Annotated in this window: 17 protein-coding genes; 7 read left to right on the top strand and 10 right to left on the bottom strand. The window is 69.9% G+C overall.

Features of this window, described 5'->3' with window-relative positions:
• Window positions 1-26: 26 nt before the first annotated feature.
• Entirely contained in the window at window positions 27-935 is a 909-nt protein-coding gene (locus tag OG371_RS24945) for a 2-hydroxyacid dehydrogenase (RefSeq protein WP_329057501.1), read from the bottom strand.
• A 58-nt stretch (window positions 936-993) separates the two neighbouring features.
• Between OG371_RS24945 and OG371_RS24940 the strand changes: the two genes are divergently transcribed.
• A complete protein-coding gene (locus OG371_RS24940; RefSeq protein WP_329073257.1) occupies window positions 994-2,202 on the top strand; it encodes a PQQ-dependent sugar dehydrogenase in 1,209 nt (402 codons plus the stop codon).
• Window positions 2,203-2,445: 243 nt separating this feature from the next.
• On the opposite strand, the gene OG371_RS24935 is transcribed toward OG371_RS24940, so the two are convergent.
• From OG371_RS24935 to gatC, 4 genes are read right to left on the bottom strand one after another with little or no spacing between them, the layout of a single operon-like run.
• The gene (locus tag OG371_RS24935; protein ID WP_329057499.1) at window positions 2,446-2,967 is read right to left on the bottom strand and encodes a hypothetical protein; all 522 of its coding nucleotides are present in this window, start codon (window positions 2,965-2,967) and stop codon (window positions 2,446-2,448) included.
• Window positions 2,968-4,473 (bottom strand): Asp-tRNA(Asn)/Glu-tRNA(Gln) amidotransferase subunit GatB, encoded by a 1,506-nt coding sequence (gene gatB / locus OG371_RS24930; RefSeq protein WP_329057498.1) that lies wholly within the window; start codon window positions 4,471-4,473, stop codon window positions 2,968-2,970.
• Window positions 4,470-5,987, bottom strand: coding sequence for an Asp-tRNA(Asn)/Glu-tRNA(Gln) amidotransferase subunit GatA (gatA, locus tag OG371_RS24925; protein ID WP_329057496.1), 1,518 nt, complete (start codon window positions 5,985-5,987; stop codon window positions 4,470-4,472). The genes gatB and gatA overlap by 4 nt, the downstream gene beginning before the upstream one ends.
• Entirely contained in the window at window positions 5,984-6,283 is a 300-nt protein-coding gene (gene gatC, locus OG371_RS24920) for an Asp-tRNA(Asn)/Glu-tRNA(Gln) amidotransferase subunit GatC (protein ID WP_329057494.1), read from the bottom strand. Before gatC ends, gatA begins: the two co-directional genes overlap by 4 nt.
• A gap of 233 nt (window positions 6,284-6,516) precedes the next feature.
• Here gatC and OG371_RS24915 point away from each other — a divergent pair, with 233 nt between their 5' ends.
• A complete protein-coding gene (locus tag OG371_RS24915; RefSeq protein ID WP_328612349.1) occupies window positions 6,517-7,170 on the top strand; it encodes an amino acid-binding protein in 654 nt (217 codons plus the stop codon).
• Window positions 7,171-7,440: 270 nt separating this feature from the next.
• On the opposite strand, the gene OG371_RS24910 is transcribed toward OG371_RS24915, so the two are convergent.
• The 3 genes from OG371_RS24910 to OG371_RS24900 form a co-directional block, all read right to left on the bottom strand.
• Entirely contained in the window at window positions 7,441-7,935 is a 495-nt protein-coding gene (locus OG371_RS24910; RefSeq protein ID WP_329057491.1) for a GNAT family N-acetyltransferase, read from the bottom strand.
• A 66-nt stretch (window positions 7,936-8,001) separates the two neighbouring features.
• Complete coding sequence (gene ligA / locus OG371_RS24905) at window positions 8,002-10,194, bottom strand: NAD-dependent DNA ligase LigA (RefSeq protein WP_329057489.1); 2,193 nt, start codon at window positions 10,192-10,194, stop codon at window positions 8,002-8,004.
• A gap of 11 nt (window positions 10,195-10,205) precedes the next feature.
• Window positions 10,206-10,907 (bottom strand): hypothetical protein, encoded by a 702-nt coding sequence (locus OG371_RS24900; protein ID WP_329057487.1) that lies wholly within the window; start codon window positions 10,905-10,907, stop codon window positions 10,206-10,208.
• 85 nt (window positions 10,908-10,992) lie between these two features.
• Between OG371_RS24900 and OG371_RS24895 the strand changes: the two genes are divergently transcribed.
• A complete protein-coding gene (locus tag OG371_RS24895; protein WP_329057486.1) occupies window positions 10,993-11,553 on the top strand; it encodes a DUF1349 domain-containing protein in 561 nt (186 codons plus the stop codon).
• A gap of 3 nt (window positions 11,554-11,556) precedes the next feature.
• Here OG371_RS24895 and OG371_RS24890 read toward each other — a convergent pair whose 3' ends face one another.
• On the bottom strand, window positions 11,557-12,594 hold the full coding sequence (locus tag OG371_RS24890) for a methionine synthase (protein ID WP_329057484.1): 1,038 nt from the start codon (window positions 12,592-12,594) through the stop codon (window positions 11,557-11,559).
• Window positions 12,595-12,727: 133 nt separating this feature from the next.
• Here OG371_RS24890 and OG371_RS24885 point away from each other — a divergent pair, with 133 nt between their 5' ends.
• The 4 genes from OG371_RS24885 to OG371_RS24870 all read left to right on the top strand — a co-directional run bounded on the left by OG371_RS24885 (window position 12,728) and on the right by OG371_RS24870 (window position 16,774).
• Window positions 12,728-13,435 carry a scramblase gene (locus tag OG371_RS24885; RefSeq protein WP_329057483.1) on the top strand — a complete coding sequence of 236 codons (708 nt, stop codon included), beginning with the start codon at window positions 12,728-12,730 and terminating at the stop codon, window positions 13,433-13,435.
• 106 nt (window positions 13,436-13,541) lie between these two features.
• Window positions 13,542-14,585, top strand: coding sequence for an MBL fold metallo-hydrolase (locus tag OG371_RS24880; RefSeq protein ID WP_329057481.1), 1,044 nt, complete (start codon window positions 13,542-13,544; stop codon window positions 14,583-14,585).
• A 310-nt stretch (window positions 14,586-14,895) separates the two neighbouring features.
• Complete coding sequence (locus OG371_RS24875) at window positions 14,896-15,348, top strand: GNAT family N-acetyltransferase (RefSeq protein ID WP_329057480.1); 453 nt, start codon at window positions 14,896-14,898, stop codon at window positions 15,346-15,348.
• A gap of 136 nt (window positions 15,349-15,484) precedes the next feature.
• Complete coding sequence (locus OG371_RS24870) at window positions 15,485-16,774, top strand: DUF222 domain-containing protein (protein WP_329057479.1); 1,290 nt, start codon at window positions 15,485-15,487, stop codon at window positions 16,772-16,774.
• A 16-nt stretch (window positions 16,775-16,790) separates the two neighbouring features.
• Here the strand turns inward: OG371_RS24870 and mnmA are convergent, their stop codons facing one another.
• Window positions 16,791-17,882, bottom strand: a complete 1,092-nt coding sequence (gene mnmA / locus OG371_RS24865) for a tRNA 2-thiouridine(34) synthase MnmA (protein WP_329057478.1) — start codon at window positions 17,880-17,882, stop codon at window positions 16,791-16,793.
• Window position 17,883: the final 1 nt, after the last annotated feature.

The raw sequence follows: 17,883 nt of genomic DNA, 5'->3' as shown, positions 1-17,883 counted from the left end.
ACCTCATCCCGAGGTCAACGGCGAAGTCAGTACTCCCCGTGCACCAGGTTGTCCGGCAACTCGCCCCCGGCATACCGAGCGATCTCGGCCGCGGCGACGGCGTACGAGCGGCTACGGCCACCGCTCACCGTCCCGCCGATGTGGGGTGTCAGCAGCAGGCCCTGCGCCGTCCACAGGGGGTGGCCCGGCGGCAGCGGTTCGGGGTCGGTGACGTCGAGTGCGGCGCGCAGGCGTCCCGCAGTCAGCTCGGCGACCAGCGCGTCGGTGACCACGACGGGGCCGCGCGCGGCGTTGACCAGTACCGCGCCGTCCCGCATCGCGGCCAGGAACTCGGCGTCGACCATGCCGCGCGTGCGGGACGTGAGGGGGACCATCAGCACCACGACATCGTGCGCCGGCAACAGTTCAGGCAGTTCCTGGACGCCGTGTACCCCGTCGCGCGCGGACATGCCGACCATGGTGCAGCGCGCGTCGAACGGTTCGAGCCGCCGGCGCAGCTGCCGGCCGAGATCGCCGGCGCCGACGATGAGCACGTGCTTGCCCTGCAACGTGTCGGCCGACAAGCGCGTCCAGCGCGTTTGCCGGTGCGCCTCCGCGAACACATCCAGCTGCCGGTACATCGACAGCAGCACGGCGACGACCCATTCGGCCATGCTGCCGCCGTGCGCGCCACGGCACGTCGAGAGCAGAACGCCTTCGGGGACTTTGCCGATCCAGTCGTCGGCGCCCGCGGTCAGCAGCTGGATCAGCCGGAGATTCGGCAGTTCGCGCCACAATTCGTCGCCCGCGGGGTGACGGCCGGGGATGAGCACCTCCGCCTTCGCGGCCTCCGTCGGTACCGGATCGCCCCATTGGTAGCGCACGGCCTGCACGAGCGGGACCTCCGAGAGCGCGGCGACGCCCTCGTCATCGGGGACCAGCACGGTTACGGTCATGATCACCACGGTAACCACTTACCCGTGGCTCACGCGGCGCCACCTAGGCTGGGTCACCGTGCGTACCCGGTACCGGTGGTCCTCGCCGCTGGCCCTGCTGGCCTGCGGCGGTCTCCTGCTTTCCGGCTGCGCCCGGTTCGACAACACCGCCGCGGGCCAGACGTTCAGCCCCGCGCCCGTCCCCAGCCCCGAATCGCCCCCACAGGTCCAAGGCCCCGGCGGCGATTCCGGTGCCGGCCCCAGTAATCCGGGCGGGTCCCAGCAGTCGCCGACGCCGGTCCCGCCGCCGCAGGGCTGCAAGGACTTCGACAAGGCTGTGATCGCCACCTGCCTGGACACGGTCGCGGCCGTGGCCGGGCTGCCCGGCGACGGCACCACGCCCAGCGCCCTCGCCGGCGAGCGGAAATCCGGCCGCGTCCTGCTCGCCACCGCCGGCCACGACGCGACGACGTTCGAGCAGCTCGACGTCCAGGCCACCGGCGACGGCGGTCTGACCGGGCTGGCGCTTTCGCCCAGTTACGTCGAGGACCAGCTCGTGTTCGCGTACGTCACGACGGCCACGGACAACCGCGTTGTGCGCTTCGCGAAGGGCCAGCCAGCGAAGGCCGTACTCACCGGCATCCCGAAGGGCGCGACAGGCAACCGCGGCGCGTTGGCCAGCGACGGCCATGGCGCGCTTCTCGTCGCGACCGGCGACGCCGGCAACCCGTCCGCGGCCGCCGACGCGAAGTCGCTCGCGGGCAAGATCCTGCGGATCGACACCTCCGGCAACCCCGCCGCGGACAACCCGGCGCCGGGCTCCGCGGTGTTCGCCTCCGGCCTCCACTCCCCCGGAGGCATCTGCGGTTCGGCTGACGGCAAGCGCCTGTGGGTCACCGACCAGCCGGGCAGCGCGGACGCCGTCTACCGCGTCCAGGCGGGCCAGCAGCTCACGGTGCCCGCGTGGACGTGGCCCGACAAGCCGGGCGTCGCGGGCTGCGCGGACTTCATCGACGCGAACGGCATCCTGGCCGTCGCCTCCTCCGGCGGCCTGCAGAACCTGCCGGTCAACGCGGACGGCGCCGTCACCGGCAAGCCCACCATCAGCCTCGACGGCAAGGGCAAGCCCCCCACCACGTACGGCCGCCTCGCCGGCATGGGCATGATCAACCCCCAGGTGGCCGTCGCGGGCACCGCCAACAAGGACGGCGGCAAACCCGTCTCCAGCGACGACCGCGTGGTGCTCATCACCATCAGCCAGACCAACGGCGGGCAGGGCAAGGACTGAGCTGGTCGTCCGTCAGCGGCGATTGCCTGGTCAGGCGCCGGATCGCTTGACGCCGGCAGCTCCGCCCCGACGATCGACGGGACCGGGCACCTGCGCTGTTGCCAGCTGCCGACGATTCTCCAGACCTCACCGATCGGCCGCGGCCCGGACGTCGCCGACCAACGGCAAGTCCGAGCATCGCCGATCAAGGGCGACAACAATCGGCGACGGCTCCCCGACGAAGAACCGCGGAACCGTCGCCGCTCAGGAACGACGAGGGCGCGGCGCTCGGGCTTCGGCGCGGGCAGCGCGGATGTCCAGGAAAGCCGTCACCACCGAGACCACCGCGAAGAGCATCCCGAGGTATCGCCCGATCCCGGCGTTGATCGCGATACCGGCCGTCTGCAGGAAGGCGCGCTGGTCGCTGTCGAAGATCCAGGCGAGCGTGGTCCAGCCGATGATCATCAGCAGCAGTGTCCCGAGGCCTGCGACGAGCCACAGGTGCGGCAGCCCGCTGGTCCGCGCCTTCGTCACCTGCCCGAAGAGCACCACCGCCACGCCCGCGAGCAGCAGCACGAACGGCGGAAACCACGAGAAGAAATCCGAGTTCCACGCCGACCGCACGACGTCGCCGTGGGGAAGCGACGCGAAGGCGTCGCGCACGTCCGGTGCGGCAGCGTCCGCGGTCAGCGTCGTCCACGGCAAGAAGAGCGATCCCAACGCGAGCAGCCCGGCCCCCAGACCGAGCCACTCGCGCCAGGTGACACGTTTGACGGAGAACGACACTCAGGAACCGACGCGCTCGATGATCAGCTCGCGGACGCGCTTGGCGTCGGCCTGGCCCTTGGTCGCCTTCATGACCGCGCCGACGATCGCGCCCGCGGCCGCGACCTTGCCGCCGCGGATCTTCTCCGCGATGTCCGGTTGCGCGGCCAGCGCCTCGTCCACGGCAACGAGCAGTGCGGAGTCGTCGGAGACGACCTTCAGCCCACGCTTCTCCACGACCTCACGCGGCGAGCCCTCACCCGCGAGGACGCCCTGGACGACCTCCTTGGCGAGCTTGTTCGTCAGCTCGCCGGAGGACACCAGCCCGACGACCTCGGCCACCTGCGCCGGCGTGATCGCCAGTTCGGCCAGCTCCACCTCACGCGAGTTGGCCTCCTGGGCGAGCGTGTTCACCCACCAGCCGCGGGCCTCGTCCGGCGACGCGCCGGCTTCGACCGTGGCCGCGACGAGGTCGACGGCGCCCACGTTCAGCAGGTCGCGCAGCGCCTCGTCGGACAGGCTCCACTCGGTCTGGATGCGCTTGCGCCGCTCGGACGGCATCTCCGGCAGCGTCGCGCGCAGCTGCTCGACCCATTCGCGCGACGGGGCGATCGGCACCAGGTCGGGCTCCGGGAAGTACCGGTAGTCCTCCGCGGTCTCCTTGATGCGCCCGCCGGACGTGGTGCCGTCCGCCTCCTGGAAGTGCCGCGTCTCCTGCCGGATCGAGCCGCCGCCGGCGAGGATGGCCGCCTGGCGCGTCATCTCGTACCGCACCGCGCGCTCGACGCTGCGCAGCGAGTTGACGTTTTTCGTCTCGGTCCGCGTGCCGAACTCGGTGGCGTCCTTGGCCATCAGCGACACGTTCGCGTCGCAGCGGAGCGAGCCCTGGTCCATCCGGACGTCGGACACGTCGAGCGCGCTCAGCAGGTCCCGCAGCGCGCTGACGTACGCCCGCGCGACCTCGGGCGCCCGCGCGCCGGTGCCCTCGATCGGCTTGGTGACGATCTCGATCAGCGGCACGCCCGCGCGGTTGTAGTCCAGCAGCGAATAGTCCGCGCCGTGGATCCGGCCGGTCGCGCCACCCACGTGCAGCGACTTGCCGGTGTCCTCCTCCATGTGCGCGCGCTCGATCTCCACGCGCACGACCTCGCCGTCGTCCAGCGTGACGTCGAGGTAGCCGTTGAAGGCGATCGGCTCGTCGTACTGGGAGGTCTGGAAGTTCTTCGGCTGGTCCGGGTAGAAGTAGTTCTTCCGGGCGAACCGGCACCACTCGGCGATCTCGCAGTTGAGCGCGAGGCCGATGCGGATCGCGCTCTCCACGCCCTTGCCGTTCACGACCGGCAGCGAGCCGGGCAGGCCGAGGCAGGTCGGGCAGGTCTTCGTGTTCGGCTCGCCGCCGAACTCGTTGACGCAGCCGCAGAACATCTTCGTGTTCGTGCTGAGCTCCACGTGGACCTCGAGCCCGAGCACCGGGTCGAACCGCTCGACGACGTCGGCGTAGTCCATCAACTCGGCCACGGCAGTCACTTCGTTCCTCCCAGCTCCGGGACCTGGTGCACGAGCGACCCGCCGGCGGCGGCGTCGCGTGCGGCCTCGTAGGCGGCGCCGACGCGGTAAAGCCGGTCGTCGGCGAGCGCCGGGGCCATGATCTGCAGGCCGACCGGCAGGCCGTCCTCGTCGGACAGTCCACTCGGGACGCTCATGGCGGCGTTGCCCGCGAGGTTCGACGGGATGGTGCACAGGTCGGCGAGGTACATCGCCATCGGGTCGTCCACGCGCTCGCCGATCTTGAACGCCGTGGTCGGCGTGGTCGGCGAGACGAGCACGTCCACCTGCTCGAAGGCGGCCGCGAAGTCCTGCGTGATGAGCGTGCGGACCTTCTGCGCGGAGCCGTAGTAGGCGTCGTAGTAACCCGACGACAGCGCATAGGTGCCCAGCATGATCCGGCGCTTGACCTCGGCGCCGAAGCCCTTCTCGCGCGTCAGCGACATGACCTCCTCGGCGCTGTGCGAACCGTCGTCGGCAACGCGCAGGCCGTAGCGCATGGCGTCGAACCGGGCCAGGTTCGACGACGCCTCACTGGGCGCGATCAGGTAGTACGCGGGCAGTGCGTAGGTGAAGTGCGGACACGAAACCTCGACGACCTCGGCGCCGAGCGCGCGCAGCTGCTCGACCGCGGCCTGGAACGACCGCAGGACGCCGCTCTGGTAGCCGTCGCCGCCGAACTCCTTGACCACGCCGACGCGGACGCCCGTCAGGTCGCCGTTGGCCCCCTCGCGCGCAGCCGCGACGACGGGCGGAACCGGGGCGTTGATGGACGTCGAGTCCATCGGGTCGTAGCCGGCGATGACCTCGTGCAGCAGCGCGGCGTCCAGCACCGTGCGCGCGCACGGGCCGGCCTGGTCGAGCGACGACGAGAAGGCGACGAGGCCGTAACGCGAGACGCCGCCGTACGTCGGCTTCACGCCGACAGTGCCGGTGACGGCGCCGGGCTGGCGGATCGAGCCGCCGGTGTCGGTGCCGATGGCCAGCGCGGCCTCGAACGCGGCGATCGACGCGGACGAGCCGCCGCCGGAGCCGCCCGGGATGCGCGCGTGGTCCCACGGGTTGTGCGTCGGGCCGAAGGCCGAGTTCTCCGTGGACGAGCCCATCGCGAACTCGTCCATGTTCGTCTTGCCGAGGATGACGACGCCGGCTTCGCGCAGCCTGCGCGTGACCGTCGCGTCGTACGGCGGCAGCCAGCCTTCGAGCGTGCGCGAGCCGACAGTGGTGGGGATGCCCTTCGTGGTGAGGACGTCCTTCAGCGCCAGCGGCACGCCCGCCAGCGGCGACGCGGGCTGCTCGCCGGCGGCCAGCTGCTCGTCGACGTTCTTGGCCGCGCCCAGCGCGCCCTCGGTGTCGACGTGCAGGAACGCGTGGACGTGCTCGTCCACCTCGGCGATCCGGTCCAGGTGCGCCTGGGCGACCTCGACGGCGGACACCTCGCGCGCGTGGATCTTCGCCGCCAGCTCGGCGGCGGTCAGCTTGACGAGTTCGCTCACTGCTCTTCTCCCAGAATCCGCGGCACCCGGAACCGGCCCTCCTCGGCGGCCGGCGCGCCGGCCAGCGCCTGCTGCTGCGTGAGGCAGGGCTGGACCACGTCGTCACGGAAGACGTTGGTCAGCGGCACGGCGTGCGAAGTCGGCGGGACATCCTGCGCGGCGACCTCGCTCACCTTCGCCACCGAGTCCAGGATCTGGTCGAGCTGGCCCGCGAAGACGTCCAGCTCGTCGTCGGTCACGGCCAGCCTGGCCAGCTTGGCGAGGTGCGCGACCTCGTCTCGGGAAATGTTGGGCACGCGGGTGACTCCCGGGTTGTGCTGTGCGGGTGCGGTCGGAAGCTGCAAGTCTATGGTGACGGCGTCGGCGAGCTCGACCGGGTTATCGCCGGGCGGGCCCGGGGCGAGGGCGCCCCGCTGGTGTCCCGCTCGCCGGACAGCGGTCCACATCCACTGCCCGGTCTGTCACAATCGGCGGCCGGCACGCGCGTTCCACGGCAAGGCTGGAACGCCTGAGGCGAGAGGGGCGCGTGGTGTCGTTCCTGCTCCGGGTCCAGCTTCCGGACTCACCAGGCACCCTCGGCGCCGTCGCGACCGCGCTCGGCACGGTCGGCGCCGACATCCTCAGCGTCGACGTCGTGGAGCGCGGCGGCGGCGTCGCCATCGACGACCTCGTGGTGGAGCTGCCGTCCGGGCGTCTGCCGGACGCGCTCATCACGGCGGCCGAGAGCATCGAAGGCGTCGAGGTGGACGCCGTGCGCCCGTACGCGGGAGTCCTCGACACGCATCGCGAGCTCGAACTGGTCGAGGAGATCGCCGCCCAGCCCAAGTCCGGCCTCGACCTGCTGGCCGAGGGCGTGCCGAAGATCATCCGCGCGGGCTGGGCCGTGGTCGTCGAGCACGCCGAGTCGGGCACCCGCCGTCTAGCCTCGTCGAGCGCCGCGCCGGAGAACCCGTTCACCGACCTGCCGTGGCTGCCGCTGGAACGCGCCACCGTGCTGGACGGCGAAGAGGACTGGATCCCGGAGACCTGGAAGGAACTCGGCACCGAACTGGCGGCCACGCCGCTCGGCAAGCCCGGCAAGGCCCTGCTCGTAGCCCGCCCGGGTGGCCCGAACTTCCGCGCCGCTGAGGTCGCCCGCCTGGCCCACTTCGCCGGCATCGTCGCCGTCGTCCTGGACGGCTGACAGGCTCCCCCGCCCGACGACAACCGGCCCGTCGCCACCAAACGGCAACAGCGGCCAGCCGTTCGCCGCCATGTGGCGAACGCTGATCAGCCGTCGCCTCTGGACGACGAGCGCCAGCCAACCGTCGCCGATGGAGGGCGAACCCAGGTCGTCGGCATCGCCATCAGCTGACGAACGCGGGATTCGGCTATCTGCCGGAACACCGACACCACGCAGGAAACGGCGCTGTCGCCAATGAACGGCAACCGGTCCGCACGAGACGAAAACCCGCTAGAGGTCGTAGCCGTACGCGATCAGGGTGACGTCCGGGAACGGCTGCCAGTCCCGTTCCGGGAGCCGGTGGAAGCCGATGCGCTCGTACAGCCGGTGCGCGGTCCGCATGCTGTCGAGGCTGCACAGCACGACCCGGCCCGCACCCAGCTCACGCCCGCGCCCCAGCACCGCACGCGTCAGGGCCTCGCCGATTCCGCGGCCCTGCGCCGCGCTCGCGACCGCCAGCATGCGGAACTCCAGCTCACCCGGCCGCGAGATCTCCGCGTACTTCGTGCCCGGGCGCACCACCGCGACGGAGCCGAGCGGTTGCCCGGAAACGTCCACCGCGGCCAGCAATTCGGTGTGCTCCGCGCGACGGGAGACGTCGCGCAGCTCGTCCTCGTAACCGACGTCCGCCACGAGCAGGCCACCGAACCGGTAGGCCTGGACGGTCAGCTCCCCCAGCGCGGCGAACTCGTCACCGCGCGGCGGCCGGATCTCGTAATCAGCCATCGTCCTGCCCCGTCCCCTCAGACTGTGTCTCCACCAGATCCGGACTCCGGCCCCCGGCCCAGCGCCCTACTCCGAGCCCGAATCAGCGCCCGGCTCGGCACCGGAATCAGCCCCGGCCTCGTCGTCGTCACCAGTCGGCAACGCCATCTCGGCCGCCGCCTCCGGCCCGCGTTCCAGCAGCGCGCGGAACCCGTCCTCGTCGAGCACCGGCACCTTCAGCTGCACGGCCTTCTCGTACTTCGACCCCGGCGCTTCGCCTGCCACGACGAACGCCGTCTTCTTCGACACCGAGCCCGCCGCCTTGCCGCCGCGGGCCATGATGGCCTCCTTGGCCTCGTCGCGGGAGAACCCGTCGAGCGAGCCGGTCACCACGATGGAAAGCCCTTCGAGGTGCCGCGGGATCGAGTCGTCGCGCGCCTCCTCCATCCGCACGCCGGCGTTTCGCCATTTCTCGACGATCTCCCGGTGCCAGCCGACCTCGAACCACTCCTGCACGGCGTGGGCGATGGTCGGGCCGACGCCGTCGACGTCCGCGAGCTCCTCCTCCGACGCCTCCTCGACGCGCTGGATCGAGCCGAACTCGCGCGCCAGCGCCTGCGCCGCCGTAGGCCCGACGTGGCGGATCGACAGCGCGACGATCACCTTCCACAGAGGACGGTCCTTCGCCGCGTCGAGGTTCGACAGCAGCTTGTGCGCGTTCGCCGACAGCTCGCCCGCCTTGGTGCGGAACAGCTCCACCTCGGCGAGCGACTCCTCGCTCAGGTCGAAGACGTCGCCCTCGTCGGCGACCACACGCGCGTCCAGCAGCGCGACGGCCGCCTCGTAACCGAGCACCTCGATGTCGAACGCCCCGCGCCCGGCCAGGTGGAACAGCCGTTCCCTCAGCTGCGCCGGGCAGAAGCGGGTGTTCGGGCAGCGGATGTCCTTGTCACCCTCCTTCTGGTACGCCAGCTCGGTGCCGCACTCCGGGCAGTCCGTGGGCATGACGAACTCGCGTTCGTTGCCCGTGCGCGCGTCGACGACCGGGCCGAGCACCTCGGGGATCACGTCGCCCGCCTTGCGGATCACGATGCGGTCGCCGATCAGGACGCCCTTGCGCTTGACCTCTTCCTGGTTGTGCAGCGTGGCCCGGGCGACGGTGGAGCCCGCGACCTTCACCGGCTCCGTGACGGCGAACGGCGTCACACGCCCGGTGCGGCCGACGCCCACCTGGATGTCCAGCAGCGTGGTGATGGCCTCTTCCGGCGGGTACTTGTACGCGATCGCCCACCGAGGCGCGCGCGACGTGGTGCCCAGCCGGCGCTGCAGCGAGACCTGGTCGACCTTGATCACCACGCCGTCGATCTCGTGCTCCGCGTCGTGCCGGTGCTCGCCCCAGTAGGCGATGTGGTCGGTGAGCTCCTTGCCCGTGTGCAGCACGCGCGTGTGCGGGGAAACCGGCAGCCCCCACGCCACCAGCGCGTCGTACGCGTGCGACTGCGTGACCGGCTCGAAGCCCTCGCGCTTGCCGAGGCCGTGGCAGATCAGCCGCAGCCGCCGGGACCTAGTGACCTTGGGGTCCTTTTGCCGCAAAGAGCCCGCGGCCGTGTTGCGCGGGTTTGCGTACGGCGGTTTGCCCGCCTCGACCATCTTGGCGTTGAGCTCCAGGAAATCCTCGACACGGAAGTAGACTTCGCCGCGCACCTCGACCAGCGCCGGCACCGGGAACTCGTCGGAGCCGGCCAACGTGTCCGGGACCTGCTCGAGGGTGCGGATGTTCAGCGTGACGTCCTCGCCCGTGCGGCCGTCGCCGCGGGTGAGACCACGGGTGAGCTTGCCGTTCTCGTACAGCAGGTTGATCGCCAGGCCGTCGATCTTCAGCTCCGCCAGGTACTCGGTGGCGCCGATCTCCTTCTCCACCCGCTCGACCCAGGTGAGGAACTCGTCGGTGTCGAAGACGTTGTCCAGGCTGAGCATGCGCTCGAGGTGATCGTGCGCGGTGAACTCGGTGGAGAACGTGCCACCGACGTTCTGCGTCGGCGAGTCCGGCGTGACCAGCGCCGGGTGCTCGTCCTCGATGGCCTGCAGCTCGCCCAGGAGCGCGTCGAACTGGCCGTCGGAGATCAGCGGCGCGTCCCGCACGTAGTACTGGAACTGGTGCCCGCGGATCTCCTCGGCGAGGGCGGCGTGGCGCTCACGCACGTCGGCGGGGACGTCGGTGACGTCCTCGGCCGCCTCGGCGGGGGCGGCCAGCTGGTTCTGGGGAAGGTCGCTGCTCACGGGTGGTAACCCTAGTCGGAGGTACCGACACTTTCGCCCGGTCGCTCGTCCAGGGCGTAGACCAGCTCGCGGAGCGCCAAGAGGCTGATCGCGCCCTCGGGCTCGGCCGAGGAGGTCTCGACGCGGCGGAGGCGTTCGGCGGCCAGCCGCTCACCCAGCGTGGCGTCCAGCGGGAGGAAGGTCATCGTGGTGCGGGCCGCCTCGTCGAGTTCGGCCAGCAGCGGGTGATAGACGGCGACATCGACGACCTCGGCGTCCACCTGAGCCACCACACGCACGTCGGCGAGGCTGATCCGGTGCTCGCCGAGGTTCACCGTCACCTCGCTCGGGTCCGGCACCGGCGGGACGGAATCGTGGTACTCCCAGATGGCGTCGTCCGGCGGCGCGGCGGCCTTCCACGCGTCGGTGTACGGGCGCAGCTCCGGGTCCTCCTGGCTGCTGATGACGAGCGCGTAGATCGCCCGGCGGCCACGCTCCAGCGCGAAGTGCAGCCGCGGGTGCAGCGCCTCGACCAGCACGCACAGGTCGTGCTCGAAGCGCTGCGGTTCACGGTCGCCCAACGCCGCGCTGAGCAGCGGGAGCATCTCGAACCAGGCCTGCCAGAACTTCGCCGCCGCGGCTTCGGCGTCGGCGGGCACGGGCCGGTCGGGCCACGGCGTGCGCGGGTCGGGCAGGTCGGAGCCGCTGCTGTGACGGCGGCGGAACAGGCGCATGATCGGCAAATCCCCGTTTCGGTCGGTCCCCGACACGCTACAAGTTCGGCGCCTCCGCCGTCCGCGGGTTGGCAGACTCGGCGTCATGGACGCATTCGGCACCACCGGCTGGCAATGGCTGAACCCGCCCGCGGACTACGACGCCTCGGACGGCCTGGTCGTCCGCACGGCGCCGGACACGGACTTCTGGCGCACCACCCACTACGGCTTCGTCCGCGACACGGGCCACGCGCTCGGCCGCACGGTTTCCGGGGATTTCGCGGCCACAGCGACGTTCTCCGGCGATTACACGCATCTCTACGACCAGGCGGGCCTACTGCTGCGCATCGACGAGGCGACGTGGCTCAAGACGGGCATCGAGTACGTCGACGGCGAGCAGCTCCTGAGCGTCGTGGTGACGCGGGAGGTCTCGGATTGGTCGGTCGTCTCGCTGCCGGCGTCACCCGCATCGGTGACGATCGCCGTCGAGCGGACCGGGGACACGGCGACGGTGAAGTACGGCCTCGATGGCGCACCGGCGACGCGGATGGCCCGGCTGGCGTACTTTCCGCCGAACGCGCCCGTGTTCACCGGCGTGATGGCGGCGTCGCCGCAAGGACCGGGCTTCAGCGCGCGCTTCGACTCCTGCGTCATCACTCCCGGCTGACGCTCACCAAGTCTCGGGCGGTTCCAGGAACGCGTTGCCGACGCCGCGGACCAGGGACAGCGCGGTGCGCATCCAATCCGGCGTCGCGCTCGCCATCCCGCACGCGGGCGTCGGGACGGCGCGCTCAGCCAGGATTTCCCGGTTGAAGCCGAGGCGGTCGACGAGCTTGAACGCGGGCGCGGCGATGTCGCGCAAGGTCAGGGGCGCGCCGGGGTCCGTCGCCGGCACGAGGCCGAGGAACAGGGTGGTACCGCTGTCCCACGCCTCGCCGATCTCATCCAGGAAGGCGGCCGGCGAGCCGCTGAGCAACGAGAAGTCGAACGCGATCGCGCCCGCGCCGGCCGCGCGGAACAGCGAGATCGGCGGCCGGGGCGCGCAGCAGTGCACGACCACGGGCTGGTCGGTGACGCGGTGGATGCCGTCGATCACCGTCGACAGCAGGTTCCGCACGTCCGGCGCGGGCACAGCCGGGACGTTGCCATAGCCAGACGGCGTCGACAGCCCACCGGCAAGCACCGCAGGCAGCGACGGCTCGTCGAGCTGCACGACGACGGGCGCCCCGGTCCGCGCCGTCAGCTCCCGGACATGCTGGGCCAGACCGTCCAACAGCGACGACGTGAAGTCCCGCAGCGCTCCGCGGTCGGTGAGAACACGGTGCCCGCGTGCCAGTTCGATGCCGGCCCCGAGGGTCCACGGGCCGGCGATCTGCGTCTTGATCACCGGCGGCGTGACACCGGCCTTCTCCTTGGCCTCCTGGATCGCGTCGAGATCCCACTGCAGCAGGTCGAGTCCGCGCCGGTGCTCGTGCCCGGGATGCGCGGCGACGCGATAGCCACTGGGCACCACCTCGACGGCGAGGTCGACGAGCAGGGCGGCAGTGCGGCCGAGGATGTCCGCGCCCACCCCGCGCGCCGGAAGCTCGGGCACGTGCGGAAAGTCGGGCAGCTCGCCGAACACGACCGCGGCCGCTTCGGCCGGGTCAGTCCCAGGCATCGAGCCGATCGCGGTGGCGGCGCCCGCAGGCCAAGCTCGTTCAGTCACGACGGCGATTCTCGCCGAGCCGGCCGTGGCTGGCCTCACCGGGCCGCTCAGGAGCGCGGGCCTGAGCCGGACATTCGCCGCATATCCCTTTGCCAGCACCGATTTCGCGGGGACAGCGATACCGTGGACTGTCATGACGAGTTCCGCGCCGCCACCGCCGGGCAGGTACCCCGACGAGGTGAGTCCCGATCAGCCCCCTCGGTGGAACGGCGAGACGCGGATCCCCGAACGGCGCTCGCCGGGCCGTTCCTACGGCGGCACCCTCTTCACCGAGCCGGTGCTCGTGGTCAGCCGCCGGCCGGAGATCTTCGAGGCGGCCGAGGAGTACGGCGTCTTCGACCAGAACGGCGCCCGCTTCGGCGGCGTCGCCGACGTCAGTCAGGGCTTCCTGCGCAAGGCCGCGCGCTTGCTGCCGAAGTACGACCAGTACGTCACCCACAAGTTCGAGGTCCGCGACGCCAACCACAGCACCGTCCTGAAAGTGGCGAGGCCGGCGAAGGACCCGCGCCCCCGCTTCCTGGTGACCCGTGCCGACGAGACGCCGATCGGCGAGATCCTCCGCGAGCCCGCCGCCGGGGAGACCCGCTTCACGTTCGTCGTCGGCGGCAGCACCATCGGCACGGTCATCACCGCGGACTGGCGAACGGGCGACATCGCGATCAAGAACCAGGCGAACACCGAGGTCGCCCGCGTCCGGCAACCACCTCCCGAGCCGGCGAACAGCCTTCCCCCGCACACCTACGTCGTCGAAATTCCGCGCCAGCTGCCGGAACCGCTGGCCAGCATGGTGGTCGCGACCACCCTCACCATCGACACCGCGCTCGCCCGGGCCATCGCCTGACCGAGTGACCGGTCTCTCATCCCGCCCAGGTGGACACCGGGACGATAACGGCCCAATGTGAGGAAAAAGGCCGGGACGCCGGAGTCCCGTCCGGACGGAGGTCGCCGTGGAGTCGTTGCCCGAAGACAGCAGCCGAAACTGGGCGGAGCCCGGCGTCTACGAGGTGGCCGCCGGCGTCTACCGCATCCCGCTGCCGTTGCCGAACGACGCCCTCCGCGCGGTCAACGTCTACGCCGTCACCGATGGCACGAACCTCGTCCTCATCGATTCCGGCTGGGCCCTGCCCGAAGCCCGCCAACTGCTCACCGACGCGCTCAAGGCCATCGGCGCCGAACTCGGCGACGTGCGCGAATTCCTGATCACCCACGTCCACCGCGACCACTACACGCAGGCAGTCGTCCTTCGACGGGAATTCGGCAACAAGATCTCGTTGGGCCAGCTGGAGGAACCGTCCCTGAAGGCTTCGTCCAGCCCGGACCAGTTCCCGATGCAGGCCCAGATCGAGCTGCTTCGCCTCAGCGGAGCCGACTCCGTCGTGGCCGCGCTCAGACAACTGTTCGGTGACTCGCCACGCCACACCGAGGCTCACCTGTGGGAGAGCCCCGACGAGTGGCTCACCCCCGGCCGTCGCACCGTGCTGCCGAACCGTGAGCTCGACGTGGTCCACACCCCTGGTCACACCAGCGGCCACGTGGTCTTCGTCGACGGCGCCGCCGGCCTGCTCTTCTCCGGCGACCACGTGCTCCCGCACATCACCCCGTCGATCGGCTTCCAGCCCGTCCCCGCCGAGTCGCCGTTGAGCGACTACCTCGACTCGCTGAAAATCGTCCGCGCGCTTCCCGACCAACGCATGCTGCCCGCCCACGGCCCCGTCTCCGACAGCGTGCACACCCGGATCGACGAACTCCTCGAGCACCACCGGAAACGTCTCGAGACGATGGCCGCCCAGGTGGAAGCCGGTGCCACCACCGCGTACGACACCGCGAACCGGCTGGGCTGGACGCGACGTGGCCGGAAACTGTCCGAAATGGACGCCTTCAACCAGATGCTGGCCGTCCTGGAGACCGGCGCCCACCTCGACCTCCTCGTCGCGCAGAACAAGCTCGTCGCCCAGCAGGTCGATGGAGTTCGCCACTACAAGACCACCTGACCCGCGCAGACCCTGGGCCGAATCTCCCTGCGACCGTCATGAACGCTGTCGCCGTTTAGTGACGACAAGCGCCGCACCATCTGGCCGAGCATTTCCTTCACGACCAGACAAGGCGCGACACACCGTCATCTGGACCGAATGCGCGCGGCTCGCCATGAAGCCGCGCGCCCGTGCTCACAGGGATGCTCGACCAAGCACGCCAACGCTGCTGCCGACGGCCGCACCGGACTCCCGCCTGGTCAGCTCCTGCACGCACGGGTTTCGGCCTCACCTGCCAACCGTTCACCCGATCGCTGGAATACTGACCTCCATGCCCGACATCGAAATCAGGAAGGCCCGGCGCGACGACATCGAGGCGATCGTCCGGATGCTCGTCGACGATCAGCTTGGCGCCACCAGGGATTCGGCTGACGACCTGGATCCGTACTTGCGGGCTTTCCAGGCCATCGACGCGGATCCCAACCAGTTCCTGGCTGTCGCAGTCTCGGACGGCGAACCAGTAGCGACTCTGCAGCTGACGTTCATCCCCGGGCTCGCCCGAAGTGGCGCACTACGCGGCCAGATCGAAGCGGTACGCGTCCGCCGCGATCATCGAAGCGCCGGCCTTGGCGGCGACTTGATGCGATGGGCCATCGACGAGGCACAACGCCGCGGCTGCGCGCTCGTCCAGCTCACCTCGGACGCGTCGCGCGCCGGAGCGCACAAGTTCTACGAACGCCTCGGCTTCGTTGCGAGCCACACCGGCTTCAAACTGAAGCTCTAACCTCATTTCAATCTATTTAGGACAGTAACTTCGCTCTGCAGTTCCACCTTGCCAGAACCGTGAGGCGACGACAAGAGAATGTCGCGAGGGGACCTTTCGCACCATTCTTTTCGTGCCAACGCGTCGAATCGTGCGTATGGTCGCCGACATGAACCACCCGGAACTGCCGAAGACCGGCACTGAAAAGCCCGCCGAGACAACCGATCTAGCCTTCCTGCTGCGCGCGATGCAGACAAACCTCGACATGTTCGAGCAGCTGCATCCGGAACAGCTCATGCAGGTCACACGAAGCGCAAGCTCGGAAATAGCGCGGCTGCAGGCACTACAGCTCCATTGCCTGGCCGGCCTGCGAAGACGAAGGGCTGACCGCCGTGAACTCGCCGCCGAAACAGCGCTGGCCCTGAGCATCACCGACAACCGGGCCGGCGCGATGATCTCCGCGGCGGAAGCCCTCACCAGCCGCCTCCCGCGGACGTTTCGCTTGATGGACAACGGATCCCTGGATCTCTACCGCGCTATGAAGGTCACCGACGGCACGATGTGGCTGTCGGACCACAACGCGCGGCTCGTCGACATCGTCCTCGAGGGAAGGCTTTCGGGCAGGAACCCGACTCAGATTCGCAAGGCCACCGCTTATGCCGCCATGAAGGCCGATCCGGAAGGCGCTGCGAATCGCGCCTTGAGGAGGCGGGGCGAACGCAGAGTCGCGCTGCACCAGCAGGATGATGGCGTCGCGCACCTGTCCGTCGACAACGCGCCGGCCGAGAAGGCCAACGCCGCTTACCTGCGTATCGACAAAATCGCTCGCTCACTCCAGACCGGCAGCGAGAAACGCACGCTCGATCAGCTCCGTACCGATGTTGCACTCGACCTGTTGCTCACTGGGAAGGGCGGAGCCGGCGAACGGACGGAGGTCTATCTCTACGTCGACCTGCAGACCTACCTCGGCCTGAACGACAGCCCTGCCGAGCTGGCGGACCACGGGCACGTCCCGGCCGCGGTCGCCCGCCACATCGCGACCGGGCCGGACACGACATTGCGACGACTCATCACCGACCCGCTCAACGGACAGGTCATCGAGGTCGGCAAGTTCCGATACCGGCCGAGCGTCGACGTCAGCGAGTTCACACGAATCAGAGACCGCGAGTGCCGTCACCCCGGCTGTCCACGGCCGGTGCAGGGATGCGCGACGGAGAACACTGCAACCGAATCCGCCAAGCCTGGACCCGGTACCGACAGCACGTTGAGCTATTGCCTTCGGCACCGGCGTCTCAAGGACCGCGTCGATTGGGAGTACAAGGTGCGCGCCGATGGAACGCTCATGGTCGCCACCCCAACCGGGCTGAGAGCGGAGAGCATTCCGACGCCACTACACGAGCCGCGACCCAGCTCCGAACAGCTCGGTGAGACGAGGCTGGGCGCCTGAGAACCCAGCTGGTCAATCAGCTCGTGCTGGAGATCTTCGCGCTGCCCAGCACGAGGTCGCCAGCCTCGCTGTCAGGCCGATAGAGGACGACGATCTGGCCCGGGGCGACGCCGCGCAACGGTTCGCGCAGCTGCATGCTGACCCGCTCGCCGTCAGCCTCCGCGACCGCCTCGGCAATGCCCCCGTGCGCTCGCACCTGGACGACGCACTCAGTGGGGCCGTCGAGTGCCTGTCCACTGGGCCAAATCGCACGGTCGGCTTCAATCGCGTCGATGCCGAGCCCAGCGGACGAGCCGACCTTCACCGTGCCCGAAACCGGTTCGAGCGAAAGGACATACCGCGGACGCCCATCAGACGCCGGGGCTTCGATCCCCAGCCCCTTGCGCTGTCCGACTGTGAAGCCGTGCACACCGGTGTGCTGTCCCAGCACGGCACCGGTCTCAGCGTCAACCAGCTCACCGGGCCGTTGCCCGAGCCGGTTCTCGAGGAACTTCTGCGTGTCGCCGTCGGGGATGAAGCAGATGTCGTGGCTGTCCGGCTTGTTCGCCACGGAAAGCCCACGCTGCTCAGCCTCCGCTCGCACCTCGGACTTCCACGAATCGCCGAGGGGGAACATGGCGTGGCTGAGCTGCTCCGGGGTCAGCGAGGCCAGCACGTACGACTGGTCCTTGCCCTCGTCCGCGCTGCGCCGAAGTTTCGGTTCGCCGTCCACAACGGCAAGGCGGGCGTAATGGCCGGTCGCTACTGCATCGAAGCCGAGCGCCATCGCCTTCTCCAGCAGCGCCTCGAACTTGATCTTTTCGTTGCACGTGACGCAGGGGTTCGGGGTGCGGCCGGCGGCGTACTCGCCGACGAAGGTCTCGACGACCTCTTCGGTGAAGCGCTCGGCGAAGTCCCAGATGTAGAAGGGAATGCCCATGATGTCGGCCGCGCGGCGGGCATCATGCGAATCCTCGATAGTGCAGCACCCACGCGAACCAGTCCGCAGCGTGCCCGGTTTGGCGGACAGAGCCAGGTGCACGCCAACGACCTCGTGGCCGGCGTCGACCGCACGCGCGGCTGCGACAGCCGAATCCACTCCTCCGCTCATCGCGGCCAGTACCCGCATT

Origin of the sequence: Amycolatopsis sp. NBC_01480, from assembly GCF_036227205.1 — a bacterium.
GTDB lineage: Bacteria > Actinomycetota > Actinomycetes > Mycobacteriales > Pseudonocardiaceae > Amycolatopsis.
The sequence above is the reverse complement of the archived record's forward strand: the minus strand, read 5'-3'. Positions and strand labels throughout refer to the sequence as shown.

Coding starts and splice junctions, on each gene's coding strand:
- OG371_RS24945 (WP_329057501.1), bottom strand. CDS start 935: ATGACCGTAACCGTGCTGGTCCCCGATGACGAGGGCGTCGCCGCGCTC.
- OG371_RS24910 (WP_329057491.1), bottom strand. CDS start 7,935: ATGGCTGATTACGAGATCCGGCCGCCGCGCGGTGACGAGTTCGCCGCG.
- OG371_RS24900 (WP_329057487.1), bottom strand. CDS start 10,907: ATGCGCCTGTTCCGCCGCCGTCACAGCAGCGGCTCCGACCTGCCCGAC.
- OG371_RS24895 (WP_329057486.1), top strand. CDS start 10,993: ATGGACGCATTCGGCACCACCGGCTGGCAATGGCTGAACCCGCCCGCG.
- OG371_RS24885 (WP_329057483.1), top strand. CDS start 12,728: ATGACGAGTTCCGCGCCGCCACCGCCGGGCAGGTACCCCGACGAGGTG.
- OG371_RS24875 (WP_329057480.1), top strand. CDS start 14,896: ATGCCCGACATCGAAATCAGGAAGGCCCGGCGCGACGACATCGAGGCG.
- OG371_RS24870 (WP_329057479.1), top strand. CDS start 15,485: ATGGTCGCCGACATGAACCACCCGGAACTGCCGAAGACCGGCACTGAA.
- mnmA (WP_329057478.1), bottom strand. CDS start 17,882: ATGCGGGTACTGGCCGCGATGAGCGGAGGAGTGGATTCGGCTGTCGCA.